The following is a 14,711-nucleotide window of genomic DNA, read 5'->3' as shown; positions in this document are numbered from 1 at the left end:
CCCTGAAAACGTTCACGCCCCTATTGTCCGCCCCCATGGAAACGACATCTGCTCCGCTCCCGTCCGCCGCCCGCGCCTGCATCAGCGTGGTCATGCCTTGCTACAACGCCGCGCCCTTCGTGCAGGAGGCGGTGGAGTGCGTGATGGGACAAACACACGGCAACGTCGAACTGATCGTGATCGACGACGGATCAACGGATGCGAGCAGGGAAATTCTTCAAGCTCTGGCAACGACTCATGGTCAGCGCATGCGGGTATTGGAGCAGAACCGCAAGGGCCCCTACCCCGCGCGCAACCTTGGCCTGCGCCAGGCCAAGGGAAGCCTGATCGCGTTTCTGGACGCCGACGACTACCTTAGCCCCGACTGCCTCGCAAAGCTTGCCGCCGCCCTCGACGAGGCTGCGGCGGACATCGCCTACTGCGGCTGGCAGAACGTCGGCGAGGGCGCTCCGGGGACGGCACCGCATGTTCCCCCCGACTACGCAAGTCTGGACACTGCGGCCGAGTTCCTGCGCACCTGCCCATGGCCGATCCACGCCGCACTCGTGCGCAGGGCCGCGATCGATGCGGTCGGCGGCTTCTCGGAGCGCTGCTTCTCGGCAATGGACTACGACCTCTGGCTCCGCCTCTATGCGCACACGCAGAAGATCGTGCGCGTACCCGAAGTGATGGCGTTCTACCGCTGGCACAGCGGCGGGCAGATCTCCAAGACGCGCTGGAAGCAGGTCCTCGACGCCCTGCAGGTGCGGCGCGATTTCATCGCTGCGCACCCCGACCGTGTCTCCCACATCCCGGTGGCCAAACTCGCCGACCTCACCCAAGGCTACCTGCGCCGCGAGGCCTATCGCGCCTACTGGCGGCGCGACCTCGGCGACGCGCAGGCACTGTTCCGGGCGGCATGGAGTGAAGGCGCATGGCAAGCGAGCGACCTCAAGTACATCCTGCCTGCCGCCCTTCCTGCCCCGCTGTTTCGACATATCGTACGTCTTGCAGGAGGCAACTCTTGAGCGCGGATCCAACCCTTTATCTGATCTTCACGCACGAACGGCCGCGGCAGATCGTGCGCCTGGCACGCGCTATCCGGCAACTGAGCCCGAACGCACTGATCGCGATCCACCATGACCCGGGTGGCGAAGCGCTCGACCAGAGCATGTTCGAGGGCATCGCCGGGATCCACTTCATCCCTGATCCGGTGCGCGGCGAGTGGGGCGCCTTCTCGCAGGTGGAGCAATACCTGCATGGCTTGCGCTGGTGTGCCGCCAATCTCAACTTTGACTGGTGCTGCACGCTGACCGGACTCACATATCCCCTGCAGCCGCTCTCCGAGTTCGAGGCCTTTCTGCAGCGCTCGGAGTACGACGTCTTCATCCACCATTTCGACGCCTTCGATCCGGTGCAGTGGCCGCCGGGCACGGCCGAGCGCCGTTATCTGTTCGCCTACTATCGGCTGCCACGCTTTCCCTACATGCACCGCGTACCACAAACCCTCCAGCGGCTGCTCGAGCGTAGCCGGGAGGTCTTCAACAGAGCCCAGCCGTTGTTCCGCATCGTTCCCCTGCCACGCAGAGCCCCGACCCGTTTCGGTATCCGCAGGCTGAAGCGCCCGATAGGCAAGGACTTCCTGCTGTGCGGGGGGCGGCAGACTCTCAACCTCAACCGGCGCGCCCTCATGCGCACCCTGGAATTCGTCGACGCCCATCCGGAGTGGACGCAATACTCGCGCAGGGCGTTGCATCCGGACGAATCGTTCTTCGTTTCGATCCTGGCCAACGACAAGGAACTGCGCATCTGCAATGACGTGCTGCGCTACATCAAATGGCCTAAGCTGCATGCTGCCAGCGGCGCCACGATCGACAACGACGAGGTCGAACAAGCACTGCGCTCGGGCGCGCCGTTCGGGCTCAAGTTCGATGAACTCGCAGCACCCGATGCACTCGCCGTGATCGATGCCCGCCTCGGCATCGCTCCAGACTCCAACCCCGCACATCCCCCATGCTGAACACGACCATGACGTCCCCCGCCCAACGCGTCCCGGTCCTGATGTACCACCGCATCGGCGCCGCACATAACGACTGGGAGCGCAAGTATTGCGTGAGCCCGGAGACCTTCGCTGCGCAAATGGAGGCGCTTGCACGCGCCGGATGGAAGGCCGTCTCGATAGAGGACTTCTTTGCCTGGCTGGACGGCACGCGCGACCTCCCGCAGGGGGCGTTCCTGCTCACTTTCGACGACGGTTTCGCCGGCGTGCATGACCACGCGGCCCCGGTGCTGCGCAGGCTCGAATGGCCGGCAACGGTGTTCCTCGTCAGCGGCCTGATCGGCGAACGCGACGCCTGGTGCGAGAAACACAACCCGGACGGCCATACCTACCCGCTGATGGATCGCGAACAGATCCTCGCGCTGCGCGCTCAGGGCTTCAGTTTCCACTCCCATACGCGCGACCATGCCGACCTTCCAACACTCGACGACGGCGCCTTGCAGGCCCAACTCGCCGGTGCCCGCCACGACCTGGAAACGCTGCTCGGCGAGCCGGTCGACTACCTTGCCTACCCGTATGGGCGCTACGACGAGCGCGTGCTGGAGCAGGCGCAAGGTGCCGGCTACCGTGCTGCGTTTTCAGTTCAGCCCGGATTCAACCGTCCCGACGTCCATCGCTTCCGTCTCCGCCGACTCGACGTGTTCGGCACCGACACGCCAGCGATGCTGTGCCGCAAGATCACACTCGGCAGCAACGATGGCCGCCTCATCGCTGCATGGCGTTACAACGCCGACAGGGTCCTGGCCCGGCTCGGCATTCGACACTGACCCGCGATCATGCACCCTTCCCTCCCCTTCATCACGGTCGCGCTGTGCACCCATAACCATGCGGACCGCCTGGAGCGCACGCTCAAGACCCTCGCCGGGCTGCATCCTACCGAGCAGCCTTGGGAAATGCTCGTCATCGACAATGGCAGCACGGACGGCACACCGTTGCTTCTCGCAGACAACGGCTGGCATCCTGCCGGTATCGCTGTGCGGGTCGTGCGCGAAGAGCGCCTCGGGCTCTCGAACGCGCGCAATCGGGCGCTGCGCGAGGCACGCGGTGAATACCTGCTGTTCATGGACGACGACGAAACCCCCGACCCGGACTGGCTGTGCGCCTACGAACGCGCGATGCAGGAGTGGCGGCCGGATGCACTCGGCGGCCGCATAGAGGTGTTCTTCGAGGACGGCGTGCGCCCGCCTTGGCTGCAGGACGAGTTGCTCGGCTTCCTCGGCAAGCTCGACCATGGCGCGGCGCGCTGGCTGGATGCTCCCGGCACACCGATCTTCGGCGGCAATTTCGCCTTCCGTCGCAGCGTGTTTGGCACCATCGGAGACTTTGACGCCCGTCTCGGGCGCATGGGCAAGGCAAACATCGGCGGCGAGGACACCGAGATCTACCGCCGCCTGCTGGCACACGGCTGCCGGGTGCGCTGGGTGCCGGAGGCGATCATTCACCACCGCATCCAGACGCCCAAGCTGCGCCGCGGCTACTTCCTCGACCTGCATTTCCGCCAGGGGCGCAGCGAAGGCGCAGCCAAGCGCGGAAGCGGCCGGCGCATCCCCCCCCCTTACCTGTTCGCCCAATGGCTGCGCGCCCTCGGTCGCGCAGTCGGGCGCAGGCTGGGCTCAGGCGCTGACCAATCGCTGCGGCTCGAGATGAACGCAGCCTATTTCTGCGGCTTCCTTCTCGGCTGGATACGCGACCGCGGCTGAGTCGTCACCCCGCCCACCCCGTACACCTGATCGAACCTGCCCCGATGCCCTCACTCAGGCTTCCCCACCTGCACAAACTGCTCGACCCCGAGATCCGCGCCAAGAACGTGCAATGGCTGCGCTGGCGTGCCAGGGAGCATTACTACGCGCTCGCACACCCGGACATGCCCGATCCGGTCTTCGTAATCGGCTGCTCGCGCTCGGGCACCACCATCACCTTCGAGACGCTCGCGGCGGGCGGGCACTTCCTGCACTTCGACTATGAGTTGCCGCAGTTCTGGAACGGACTCTACGGGCCGAATAACAACGGCTGGATCTCGGAGGCGGCAGGCCCCGAGCAGGCCGACCCCGAGCACCGCCAACGTGCGCTCGCCTACTTCTACGCCCGCCTCGGTGCCGGCCCGGTGCTCGACAAGACCTGCATCAACACGCTGCGCGTGGGCTACCTGCACAAGCTCTTCCCGCAGGCAAGGTTCGTGTTCATCCACCGTGACGGGCGCGACAACATCAGCTCGATGATCGACGGCTGGCGCCTGGGCCGCAGCGACGGCGGTTTCGGCCTGGAGAAGTTCTTCGGCCCCTCACCCGTGCCTGTAGCGATCAATGATGGAGAGTTCAGCGAATGGCATTTCTTCCTCCCGCCCGGCTGGCGTGACTACAACCAGGCCAGCCTCGAGGAGGTTTGCGCATTCCAGTGGCTCAGTGCCAACCGGCTCGCCCTCGATGCGGCACGCGACGTGCCGGCTGCGCAGTGGGTACAGGTGCGCTACGAGGATATCTTCGAGCACCCGGTCGAGATGTTCCGCTCCGTGTTCGAGCGCCTGGACCTGCCCTTCGATGCACGCATGCAAGCGCATTGCGCCAACCTCTCCGGGCGTCCGACGAGCATCGTGAAGGGTGCGCCGAAGAGGCAGAAGTGGAAGGAGAGCAACCCTCGGGCGATCGAGCGCATCCTGCCGACCATCGCTCCACTCATGTGCGAACTGGGCTATGCAATCGACGACTGAACCGACGGTCAGCGTCGTCATCCCTGCCTTCAATGCGGCGTGGTGCATCCGGCACGCGATCGACAGCGTGCTGGCGCAGAGCTTCCCGGACTTCGAGTTGATCGTCGTCGACGACGGCAGCACCGACGACACGGCCGAGATCCTGCGCAGCTACGGCGATGCGCTGCTTGTCGTATCACAGCCGAACGGCGGCATGAGCAGTGCGCGCAATGCCGGCATCCGCAACGCACGCGGACGCTACCTCGCCTTCCTTGATGCGGACGATCGCTGGTTGCCAGCCAAGCTCGAGCGCCAGGTCGCGCTACTGGACAATCGGCCCGAACTTGCGTTCTGCGCAGCCACCGCAACCCTGGAGGCTCCCGACGGTCAGGTGGTCGGCGCCTGGGCCTGCCAGGGCAATGGCACCGCCTCGGTCACCGAGGTCTTCGCCGCCCACGCGCTGATTGCTGGCGGCGCCTCATCGGTGCTGGCGCGGCGCGAACTCGTACAAGCGCTCGGCGGTTTCGACGAGACCCTGTTCGGTGCGGAGGATACAGACCTGTGGATCCGCCTCGCTGCACGTGGCGGCTTTGCATGCATTCCCGAAGCCCTGGTGGTGGTCCTCAAGCGTCCGGGCAGCGTCAGCCGGAACCGCAAGCGAATGCGCGCGGGCGCACTGGCAATGACGCGCAAGAACCGCCACCTCCTGCCGGCCAACAAGCGCGGCGCCTACTGGCGCGCACTCTACGCAGGCACCTTGTGCGACTACGCCAAGTGGGCGTGCCGCGAGGGAGATCGTGGCGCAGCACTCGCCGATCTTGCACGCGCCCTCATGCTCGCCCCCCTGAGCCATGGGAGACTGGTGGCGGGGATCGCCCTGGCTTTGATCACCGGAGCGAGACTGTGAAACCTGAACGCCCCGCGCCGAACACCCTCACCATCCTGATCTGCACCCACAACAGGGTGGATCTGCTCTCTCGCGTCATCGCATCGCTGGATGGCGCAACACAGCCCGCGGGATGGCGGTTCCGCCTGTTCGTGGTCGCCAACGCCTGCTCTGATGGCACGCACGCGTTTCTGACGGCTCGCGGCGCAAACCCCGACGGCGGCCTGCCGCTCACCTGGGTCGCCGAGCCTACGCCGGGCAAGTCTCACGCGCTGAACCGTGCGCTCCCTCTGCTCGAGGACGAACTGGTGGCCTTTGTGGACGACGACCACCGGGTGGACGCGAGCTATCTGGAGGCGATCACCGGAGCAGCAAGCAGTTGGCCGGAGGCCGACCTCTTCTGTGGCCGTATCGTCCCCGACTGGGACGGCACCGAGCCCGCCTGGGTGCACGACGAGGGCCCCTACCGAATCTACCCGTTACCCGTACCGCGCTACGACCAGGGCCAGGATGACTTCGCAATCGATGTCGACGGCCCCATCCCCGGCGGAGGCAATCTGGTCGCACGCCTGGCGGTGATCGCACGGACTGGCCCGTTCGCAATCGAACTCGGCCCTACCGGGCACGACCTTGGCGGCTCCGAGGACGCAGACTGGATCCTGCGCGCACTGCGCAACGGTACGCGTCTGCATTACGTGCCCGCAATCCTCCAGTACCACTATGTGGACAGCGAGCGGCTGACCCTCTCGTATGTGGCGCGCAAGGGTTTCCAGCGTTCGCAGTCGGTCACGCGCGTCCGTGCGGAATTCGAACGCGTACCGCGCTACATGTGGCGCAAGGCCGCAGGCTACGCCGCCGGTCTCGCGCTGTCGTGGCGTCTGCAGGCACGCCGCTTCTACTTGGTCCGGCTGTCGTCCGCGCTGGGCGAGATCTCGGGCATCCGCGACCAGCACCGGCGGCGGCGCAAACGGGCGGCACTGCCGATGCTCGGTGCCGAATACCTGTCGGCCAGCCTGTTGGCGATCGCCGCCACCGCGCTCGCCCTGGCGGCGATGCTGGGGCGGGACTGGCTGGGCGAGGCTGCATTCGCATCCGGACTCGTTGGCGCCTTCACTGCAGCGCTGCTCGTGGTCAAGTCGGTGCGCGATTTCTCGCGCACCGGCCCCGGGCTGCGCGACGAGATCGTCAACCGCTACCGCAACTACATCGTCTTCGCGCTCGCACGCCTGGCATTTGCGTCACTTTGTGTTGCGGCATTCTGGGCTTTCCCCGGCGCGGCGCTCTGGATCAGCGCGGCCGAAGCCATGGGGCGCGAACCGCCACTGTGGTCGACCGCAGCCGGGGGCGCGCTGACCCTTGCGCTCGCGACAGTGTATGCCGGCTGCCGGGCACTTTCGCTGAACCCAGGGCTGGTCATCGCATCCTGGCAGTACCGCACCGTGCGCATCCATCGCCTGTGGCGAGCACTGTCCCGCCGCGGCCTGGACCTGATCGCCCGCATCGTGCTGTTTTCCGGCATCGCCTTGGTAAGCGCGCTTGCCGTGCTGCGCTACCACCAGGACAGTGCGGCCGACGCCGGCACCCTGCTGCTCGCCGCATGCGGCTACATCGCGCTTCTGCTCTATGCGATCTGGGAGCCGGACGGCGCTCACGCACGCACGACGGCGTCAAGCGGGCGACGAAACGTGGTGATGATCGGCAGCGACACCCTGCGTGCAGACCGCATCGGCGCACAGCGCGACGGAGTCTCGATCACGCCCCACATCGACGCGCTCGCCGCACAGGGGGCGCTGTTCAGCGCCTGTTACGTTCCCTGCGCCCGCACCGCCCCCAGCCTGATCTCCCTGTTCACGGGGACCTGGCCCCACCACCATGGCGTACGCGACAACTATGTTACGGAGGCCGAGACGCGGCTCAAGGACAAGACACTGCCCAACGTGTTGCGAGCCCTCGGATATCGCACCGCGGCGGTCTCGGATTGGTGCGGGGCCGACCTGGGCAAGTTCGACTTCGGCTTCGACATCACGGACCTGCCCGCCGACCAATGGAACCTGAAGTATCTGGTCCGCCAGGGTCCAAAGGACATTCGACTGTTTCTGTCACTGTTCCTGCACAACCGCCTCGGCCGTCAGTTGCTTCCCGAGATCCACTACCTTGGCGGCGTTCCCCAGACCGGCATGCTCGGCCGCCGTGCGCGCCGCACTCTGACGAGGCTTGCCAACACCAGCGAACCCTTCCTGCTCAACATCTTCTACTCCACCACCCACCCGCCGTTCGCGTCCGAGCACCCCTACTACACGCGGTTCTCCGACCCAGCCTATTCCGGCGCATCGAAATTTGCCATGGCTCGCCTGACCGAGCCGTTCGAGATCATCCGCCGTCAGGGCGAACCTCGTGAGGAGTTCGACCTCGACCAGATCCTCGACCTCTATGACGGTTGCGTCGCACAGTTCGACGACGAGGTCGGACGTCTGATGCGACAGATCGAGGCCAGCGGGCTCGCCGAGAACACCGTCATCGTCCTCTACAGTGACCACGGCATGGAGTTCTTCGAGCATGGCACCTGGGGACAGGGCAACTCGGCGCTCGGCGACTTCAGTGCGCGAGTACCGCTGGTCGTCGTTGACGCCAAGCAAGCGCGTGGGCAGCGCATCGACCAGGTCGTACGCAGCGTCGACATCATGCCAACCCTGCTCGAACTGCTCGACGCGCCCTCCGTTGGCTGCGATGGCGTCTCGCTCGTGCCGACCATCGCCGACCCGACCACTGACCTGCACCTGAAGGCGTTCAACGAGACCGGGATATGGATTGCGCCTGTACCTGGGCTCCCCGAAGGCCACCTCAGCTACCCCAACCTGCTCGAACTACTCGACATTCCCGACCCCGACTCGGGTAGCCTCGCCATCCGGGCGCACTACCAGCAAGAGGTCGTGGTGGCAAAGGACCGCATGGTACGCGACGGTCCCTGGAAACTCGTCTACCAGCCGCTGGAGTCCGGTCGCAAGCTCAGCCTCTACAACGTCGCAGCCGACCCGGGATGCACGAGTGACGTGGCGGCGAAGTATCCCGAGGAAGTCGTGCGGCTTTGGGGCGAGTTGCACGCCTGGATGGCAAACGACCCGGCCCTTCGGGAAGATCGACGCCTGGAGTTGGATCCTGCCGAAGCGGGCTGAGAGCAGGCTCGGGCCACAGCCCCCTTTCGCATCCGCGGCGGGGGAGGTCAGCGACCAAGGTGCTCAAGCACGAAACCGCCCGCCCGCAAACGCTCGGTAGCGCCCAGCAAGGGCGCGACCTGATCGCGCCTCAGATTGAATACACGCCCTGCCTCCACTGCTTCAGGCAACGCGGATTCTCCTGCAAAGCCAGTGCAGAAGCGGACTGGTTCATCAGGGCGGTCAAGCTTGTGCTCGCAGGCGCCCGGATTGGTGGGATCCCCTACAAGCGCAAGGCGTGCATCACTCGAGTAGGAGGGTCCGAAGAAGCGAATCAGGTTGAGGTACTCCTGCTGTACCGTCACGCCGCGCAGCAGAACCGTCGGCACGGCCTGCGCATCGAAAACGTGCGCGCTGATCACTGCCATCGCCTGCGGCTGGTAATCGATGCGCTCGTACTTCGGCACGAACATGGCAGCACCGAGTCGCTGGATACGCCACACACCCGGCTGCTCGACCAGCCAACCGTAGACGGGCGGCCGCACGATCAAGAGCAGCACCAAGGTGGCACCTAGCATCCCGCGCCGCATCGGCGTGCGCCAGCCTCCAAACACCCAGCACCATCCAAGCGCAGACAGCAGAACCAGAGGTGGCACCAGACCGATCAACATTCGCGTCTGCACCTCGGAGCCTGCCGCGACCAACCACCAGGAAGGAAGCCCTGCAAGCAGGAGCCATAGCCCGCCAAAGCGCACCAGGGGCGATCTGACGAACAAGGCAAGGGCGAGCGCAGCGCCAAGCCATAGCATGCCACCGACCACGAATACGAGATTCAACGGATGCACTCCGCTCCTGGCCCTGTTCACCAGGCTGCCCGCAAACTCGAGGTAGTGGCGCGGGTCCGCCAGAGGATGGAAAAACCAGGCGTAGAGTGCATAACCGAGCAGCGCCACCGCGCCCGCGATGACGTAGCAGCCTAGCAGCGTCTGGCGTGCCGGCTGCGCCGGTGAGAACGCCAGGAAGGCGAGCATGAATGCCAACCATGCCCAGACGCTCTCCACCCGGACCATGTAACCCAGCACGGCGAGCACGCCCGAGACCGCCGCCAGCATCACGGCGCCAGTGCTTACGGCCGCCAGCAGCGCCCACACCGCCGCCCCCCCCAGGCCGAAGCTGATCACCTCGCTGACCAGATTGCCACTCAGGTAGGCGTAGATATCCGAAAGAACGAAGAGGAGCGCAGAGAAGCACAGGCCAAGCCCGAGCCGTTCATCCGGGTCGATCAGTCTCCCCGCAAGCAGGGCAACCCGGCACCACGCGAACAAGCCAAGCGGCATCGCGATGACAAACAGCCAATGCGCGGCGAGAACCGCGTTCGCCGTGCTCCCGAGCGCATCGACAAGCACGCCCAGGATCGCGATGTGGCCCAGACGACTGGCCCGCCAGTAGGCTTCCGAATAGCCCTCATCCTCTGGCCAGTTTCCCGCGATCTGGGCGACGATCTGCCTGGAACTCGCAGCAATGTCATGAACATACGGCGTCTCGGCAAAACGCTTGGCTTGGTATAGATAGATCGGTGAGTCCCAGTGCACATCCCCGAGCGGAGTGCGGGCGAACGCGACGATCACGACTGCGCCCACGAGCGCCAGCCAGAGCAGGCGCTTGAAAAGATGGCCACCGGCTCCATCCGCAAGATGCGATCGCACATCCTGCGCACAGCCGGATCTCTGGGATGAGCGCTTCAAAGCGCGGCGAGGACCTGGTCGATGATCCCGGCCTGCTCGTCCTCCATGCCCAACCATACGGGAAGGCGGACCAGCCGCTTGGCGACATCCTCGGTCACCGCCAAAGTGCCGTGCGGTCGCCCGAAGCGGCGACCCGCCGGCGCATCATGCAGGGGGATGTAGTGGAACACGCAGTGAATGCCCAAGCGGCGCAGGCGCTCGATGAAGGCGGTGCGTACGTCCAGCTCGGGCAGCAGCAGGTAATACATGTGGGCATTGTGTGCGCAGTGAGGAGGGACCACCGGGCGCCGGAGGCGACCCTGGCGCTCGGCTTCGGCGAAGCCATGATGGTAGGTCTCCCAAATGCCCAGCCGGCGCCGGGTGATGCTGTCAGCTTCCTCCATCTGAGCCCACAGGAAGGCCGCAATCAGTTCCCCCGGGAGGTAGGATGAGCCGATGTCGACCCAGGTGTATTTGTCGACCTGGCCACGGAAGAACTGCGAACGGTTGGTGCCTTTCTCGCGCACGATCTCGGCTCGCGCGGCGTGATGCACCGAATTGACGAGCAGCGCCCCCCCTTCCCCGGAAATGATGTTCTTGGTCTCATGAAAGGACAGCGCCCCCATGTCGCCTATACCACCCAGCGGTCGGCCCTTGTAGCTCGCCATGACCGCCTGTGCAGCATCCTCGATCACCAGGAGCTCATGGCGGCGGGCGATATCGATGATCGCATCCATCTCGCAACCGACACCTGCGTAATGGACAGGGACTATCGCCCGCGTGCGCGCCGTGATGGCTGCCTCGATGAGTTGCTCATCGATGTTCAGGGTGTCGGCGCGAACATCGACGAAAACAGGTACGGCCCCACGCAACACGAAAGCGTTGGCCGTCGAAACGAAGGTGTAAGAGGGCATGATGACCTCATCACCAGGCTGAAGATCGGCCAGGATGGCGGCCATCTCCAGCGCTGCAGTGCATGAATGGGTCAACAAGGCCTTGGAAGCGCCGGTGCGAGCCTCGAGCCAGCGCGAACACAGGCCGGTGAAGCGCCCATCGCCAGCGAGGTGTCCATTGGCATGTGCCTGGGCGATGTACCAGAGTTCCTTGCCCGTCATGTGGGGCTTGTTGAAGGGGATGTTCATGGCAGTGGCCCGGTCGTTTGCGTGGAGACGGTCAGCGGTCTGAAGACCCAGTACTTCTGCAGCAGGAACAGCAACATCGCCAACCCGAGGATGAACAGCCCCTGGACGATCTGGTGCGGATATCCGAGTACGTCCACGAATACCAGCAAACCGCCGAGATTCATCACATAGCCGAGTGCATAGGATATGGCGTAGCGAACGAAGGCAGTGCCCCGCACACCCCCATGGGCAAACGACCAACGCTTGTTGAAGCCAAAGGTCTGCAGCACGCCCAGGACATAGAGCAGCGTCATTGCGCGCTTGGCCTCGACACCCAAGGCAGTGAGCCCAAGATATGCGAGGTAAAGAATTGCGTTGGAAACCAGGCCTACCGTGGCATAACGAAGAAACTGGCGCAGTGCGACACGACCGCTCATGCGCTGCGCACCCAGTGGAAGGTCATCGATGGCGCGGGGAACACGAAACCTAACCGTGCGTATAGGTTCAGCACACGGTGGTTCCGCGCGACGAAGCTAGTACGCACCCGACGCGCCCCATCCTTGAACGCCTGATGCATCATCTGCCGCCAGGCTCGCAGCCCATAGCCCATGCCTTGCCGTGCTGGCGAGACAGCATTCAAGTGCCAGTAGCAGGTACCGTCGACGAGCATCTCGACGACGAAGAACGCCACCAGGTCCCCGGCCTCTCTAAGCGCATACAGGCGCTGCGAAGGATGCTCCAGGCAGTTGCGCACCCAGTTCTGGTAACGCAGGTCACCCAGACCGGACGGCAGTCTGGGATCCATGTGGAAACGCTCGCAGCCAAAGGCGGTGCCAGCCAGTTCGACGATCGCCGGAAGATCACGTGCCGATGCAAGGACAAGTTCCAGCCCCCTCTCATCGCCTGTCTGTGTCCATTCCGAGCAGGCGAATTCGGGCTGGTAGACCATTTCGATGAAGCGAAAACCGATCTCCTCGAGCAGCATGGACTCGCGCAAGCGATCGTGCGCCAGGCGGCAACTTGCCAACTCAACGCCACCCGCCTCGCATGCGACGACGAAAGGTGCGAGATCGTCCGCTCTTGCACCGAGGTCGGCCTCGATCCGCGAAATCTGCACGACAGGATGACCAAGTACCACCGTATCCCACGGCGCCTCCGCCCAGACGAGGCGAAGCGGGCCGGCAGTGATCTCCCCATGTAGAAGAGCAGATCTGCGCGACTCACTCACGTTGTCCACAGCCGGCCTCCGTATCGGCAGGCATGCGCGTCGTCGACATCAGCGCGTAGGGCGGGCGCTCCATCGAACGAAAATGCATTCTCGCCAGATATTCGCCAAAGATCCCGAGCGCAAAGAGCTGGACCCCCGAGAATATGGCGATGATCGATGCGAGGAAAGGGAAGCCCGGCACCGCGCTGCCATCGACCAGATAACGCAGCAACACATAGAAGAGCACGAGAAAGCCCAAGGCGCCGAAGACAATTCCCAGCACGCTTGCGATCTGAAGCGGCAACACCGAAAAGCCCGTCATCATGTTGAGTGCATGATTGAAGAGCTTCCTCAGCGTATAGCCCGAGTCACCGATGGCCCGCTCATCCTGCCGAACCTGTACGGCAGCGAATCGCGTGGTACCCCAGGTCAACAACACGTCGATATTGACCGATGGGCTTCGATAGGCGGCGAACGCCTCGCGCAGACGAGTCCGAAAAACCCGAAACGCACTCACCTTGCTGGCCGACTCCACCCCCATCGCCCCCTGCAGCGCAAGCTTGGTGATCCGGGAAGCCTGGTCGCGCAGAAAACCGTGCGTCTCGGCCCGAGGCGCACCGTACACGACGTCATGGCCCTCATCCAGCTTGGCAAGTAAGCGCGGAATCTCCTCAGGGGGGTTTTGCAGATCGTCATCAAGAGTGACGATGCACTCGCCGCGTGCGGCCCGGATACCACATAACAGGGCGTTGTGCTGGCCGTAGTTGCGCGCAAGGCGCAAACCCAGCACCCTGGCGTCCGCGGCGGCAAGCGCCTCAATGACAGCCCAGGAATCGTCGCCACCACAATCCTCAACGAAGAGTATCTCGAAGGTCTCTCCCAGCTCTTCGAGAACAACCAGCAGGCGTCGATGAAGGTGCGGCAGCGTCTCCTGTGAGCGATAGACCGGAACGACCACCGAGATTCGAATCGGAACGCTCATCTCACTCGATCCATCATGGAATTGACTGGCCGGTCAAACTGCCATGCCCGCCGCGCTAGTTGCGAAACCCTTCGCGCCAACGCTCCTCGACCTCATCGGGCGGACAAAATCGGCAGTTCCTCGATTGCCCCGACGAGGCTGGGGGCGCCTCGCTCGGCGCATTCTCCTCGGCCACCTCGCTGTCACCCGCCTCCTTGCGCTCCGTTGCGGCAGACTCGGCCTGACTGGTGTCAGCGCGAGTCGCTTCGGGCGATGCATCTCGACCCGCCCCCCGACCCGTGGTCGCCGCTCTGGCAGGCGTGGGCAAAGGCTCCTTGCCGCCGAGATCGAAATACAGCTTCTTGAGCTCGGCTGAGTTTGGGAGGTGCCTGAGCCCCTCTTCTGCAACAGTGAGCGCAGTAGCTTGTTGTCCCTTGCTGCGAAGTTCGGATATCAACGCCAGGTAGGCCGGCTGATAGTGAGGATTAAGCCGGATCGCGTCGGAAAAAAGCGCCGTCGCCTGCGCAGCCTGCCCCAGTAGCAGGTGAACCCGGCCAAGCTCGAGATTGAGTTGCGGGCGCATCCAGAAATCGGGTTTCGCAGCCTTGAGCACATAGGAGAACTCCTTCACGGCCAGCGAACGCTGATAGTCCTGATCCCGCTTCGCCGACGCTTGGGCCGCACGGAGAAGAAAGACCCTCCCATAGCAGTAATGGTGCATGTGCACCCAGTTGTCGGCACCGAACTGAGCAAGGTAGCGCTGCCCCTCCGCGCTGCGATCATCGTTGCGGAGCTTGACTGCACACACTTGCGGCAACTGTGCTTGCTCCGCCGGCGTTCCGCCGGGGTTCCACTGCGCCATCGCTGGCGAAAGCAGGACGGGCACGAGCCCCACACCAAGAAAACCAATCAAGTTCCTGATCATGACCCTCATCA

At 64.4% G+C, this 14,711-nt stretch carries 13 protein-coding genes; 7 read left to right on the top strand and 6 right to left on the bottom strand.

Annotated features, from left to right (window positions below):
* Positions 1-92 precede the first annotated feature (92 nt).
* Genes LQF09_RS05270 through LQF09_RS05240 form a run of 7 tightly spaced genes read left to right on the top strand, consistent with a single transcriptional unit; the run spans position 93 to position 8,783 of the window.
* Positions 93-1,007, top strand: a complete 915-nt coding sequence (locus LQF09_RS05270) for a glycosyltransferase (protein WP_270069379.1) — start codon at positions 93-95, stop codon at positions 1,005-1,007.
* Positions 1,004-1,999, top strand: coding sequence for an N-acetylglucosaminyltransferase (locus LQF09_RS05265; protein WP_270069378.1), 996 nt, complete (start codon positions 1,004-1,006; stop codon positions 1,997-1,999). Before LQF09_RS05270 ends, LQF09_RS05265 begins: the two co-directional genes overlap by 4 nt.
* Positions 1,993-2,805, top strand: coding sequence for a polysaccharide deacetylase family protein (locus tag LQF09_RS05260; RefSeq protein ID WP_002926849.1), 813 nt, complete (start codon positions 1,993-1,995; stop codon positions 2,803-2,805). Before LQF09_RS05265 ends, LQF09_RS05260 begins: the two co-directional genes overlap by 7 nt.
* A gap of 9 nt (positions 2,806-2,814) precedes the next feature.
* Positions 2,815-3,738, top strand: a complete 924-nt coding sequence (locus tag LQF09_RS05255; RefSeq protein WP_002926850.1) for a glycosyltransferase family 2 protein — start codon at positions 2,815-2,817, stop codon at positions 3,736-3,738.
* A gap of 44 nt (positions 3,739-3,782) precedes the next feature.
* Complete coding sequence (locus tag LQF09_RS05250; RefSeq protein ID WP_002926851.1) at positions 3,783-4,745, top strand: sulfotransferase family protein; 963 nt, start codon at positions 3,783-3,785, stop codon at positions 4,743-4,745.
* Complete coding sequence (locus LQF09_RS05245; RefSeq protein WP_270069377.1) at positions 4,729-5,631, top strand: glycosyltransferase family 2 protein; 903 nt, start codon at positions 4,729-4,731, stop codon at positions 5,629-5,631. Before LQF09_RS05250 ends, LQF09_RS05245 begins: the two co-directional genes overlap by 17 nt.
* The gene (locus LQF09_RS05240; RefSeq protein WP_270069376.1) at positions 5,628-8,783 is read left to right on the top strand and encodes a sulfatase-like hydrolase/transferase; all 3,156 of its coding nucleotides are present in this window, start codon (positions 5,628-5,630) and stop codon (positions 8,781-8,783) included. Before LQF09_RS05245 ends, LQF09_RS05240 begins: the two co-directional genes overlap by 4 nt.
* Before the next feature lie 47 nt (positions 8,784-8,830).
* Here LQF09_RS05240 and LQF09_RS05235 read toward each other — a convergent pair whose 3' ends face one another.
* From LQF09_RS05235 to LQF09_RS05210, 6 genes are read right to left on the bottom strand one after another with little or no spacing between them, the layout of a single operon-like run.
* Positions 8,831-10,468, bottom strand: coding sequence for a hypothetical protein (locus tag LQF09_RS05235; RefSeq protein WP_270069375.1), 1,638 nt, complete (start codon positions 10,466-10,468; stop codon positions 8,831-8,833).
* Positions 10,469-10,503: 35 nt separating this feature from the next.
* Complete coding sequence (rffA, locus tag LQF09_RS05230; protein WP_270069374.1) at positions 10,504-11,628, bottom strand: dTDP-4-amino-4,6-dideoxygalactose transaminase; 1,125 nt, start codon at positions 11,626-11,628, stop codon at positions 10,504-10,506.
* A complete protein-coding gene (locus LQF09_RS05225) occupies positions 11,625-12,044 on the bottom strand; it encodes a GtrA family protein (protein ID WP_002926860.1) in 420 nt (139 codons plus the stop codon). The genes rffA and LQF09_RS05225 overlap by 4 nt, the downstream gene beginning before the upstream one ends.
* Positions 12,041-12,844, bottom strand: a complete 804-nt coding sequence (locus tag LQF09_RS05220) for a GNAT family N-acetyltransferase (RefSeq protein WP_270069373.1) — start codon at positions 12,842-12,844, stop codon at positions 12,041-12,043. Before LQF09_RS05220 ends, LQF09_RS05225 begins: the two co-directional genes overlap by 4 nt.
* Entirely contained in the window at positions 12,828-13,796 is a 969-nt protein-coding gene (locus LQF09_RS05215; RefSeq protein ID WP_270069372.1) for a glycosyltransferase family 2 protein, read from the bottom strand. The genes LQF09_RS05220 and LQF09_RS05215 overlap by 17 nt, the downstream gene beginning before the upstream one ends.
* A gap of 55 nt (positions 13,797-13,851) precedes the next feature.
* A complete protein-coding gene (locus LQF09_RS05210; RefSeq protein WP_270069371.1) occupies positions 13,852-14,709 on the bottom strand; it encodes a hypothetical protein in 858 nt (285 codons plus the stop codon).
* Positions 14,710-14,711: the final 2 nt, after the last annotated feature.

It is taken from the genome of Thauera sp. WB-2, from assembly GCF_027594845.1.
In the GTDB taxonomy this organism is placed as follows: Bacteria; Pseudomonadota; Gammaproteobacteria; order Burkholderiales; family Rhodocyclaceae; genus Thauera; species Thauera mechernichensis.
The sequence above is the reverse complement of the archived record's forward strand: the minus strand, read 5'-3'. Positions and strand labels throughout refer to the sequence as shown.

Coding starts and splice junctions, on each gene's coding strand:
- LQF09_RS05270 (WP_270069379.1), top strand. CDS start 93: ATGCCTTGCTACAACGCCGCGCCCTTCGTGCAGGAGGCGGTGGAGTGC.
- LQF09_RS05260 (WP_002926849.1), top strand. CDS start 1,993: ATGCTGAACACGACCATGACGTCCCCCGCCCAACGCGTCCCGGTCCTG.
- LQF09_RS05255 (WP_002926850.1), top strand. CDS start 2,815: ATGCACCCTTCCCTCCCCTTCATCACGGTCGCGCTGTGCACCCATAAC.
- LQF09_RS05250 (WP_002926851.1), top strand. CDS start 3,783: ATGCCCTCACTCAGGCTTCCCCACCTGCACAAACTGCTCGACCCCGAG.
- LQF09_RS05245 (WP_270069377.1), top strand. CDS start 4,729: ATGCAATCGACGACTGAACCGACGGTCAGCGTCGTCATCCCTGCCTTC.
- rffA (WP_270069374.1), bottom strand. CDS start 11,628: ATGAACATCCCCTTCAACAAGCCCCACATGACGGGCAAGGAACTCTGG.
- LQF09_RS05225 (WP_002926860.1), bottom strand. CDS start 12,044: ATGAGCGGTCGTGTCGCACTGCGCCAGTTTCTTCGTTATGCCACGGTA.
- LQF09_RS05215 (WP_270069372.1), bottom strand. CDS start 13,796: ATGAGCGTTCCGATTCGAATCTCGGTGGTCGTTCCGGTCTATCGCTCA.
- LQF09_RS05210 (WP_270069371.1), bottom strand. CDS start 14,709: ATGAGGGTCATGATCAGGAACTTGATTGGTTTTCTTGGTGTGGGGCTC.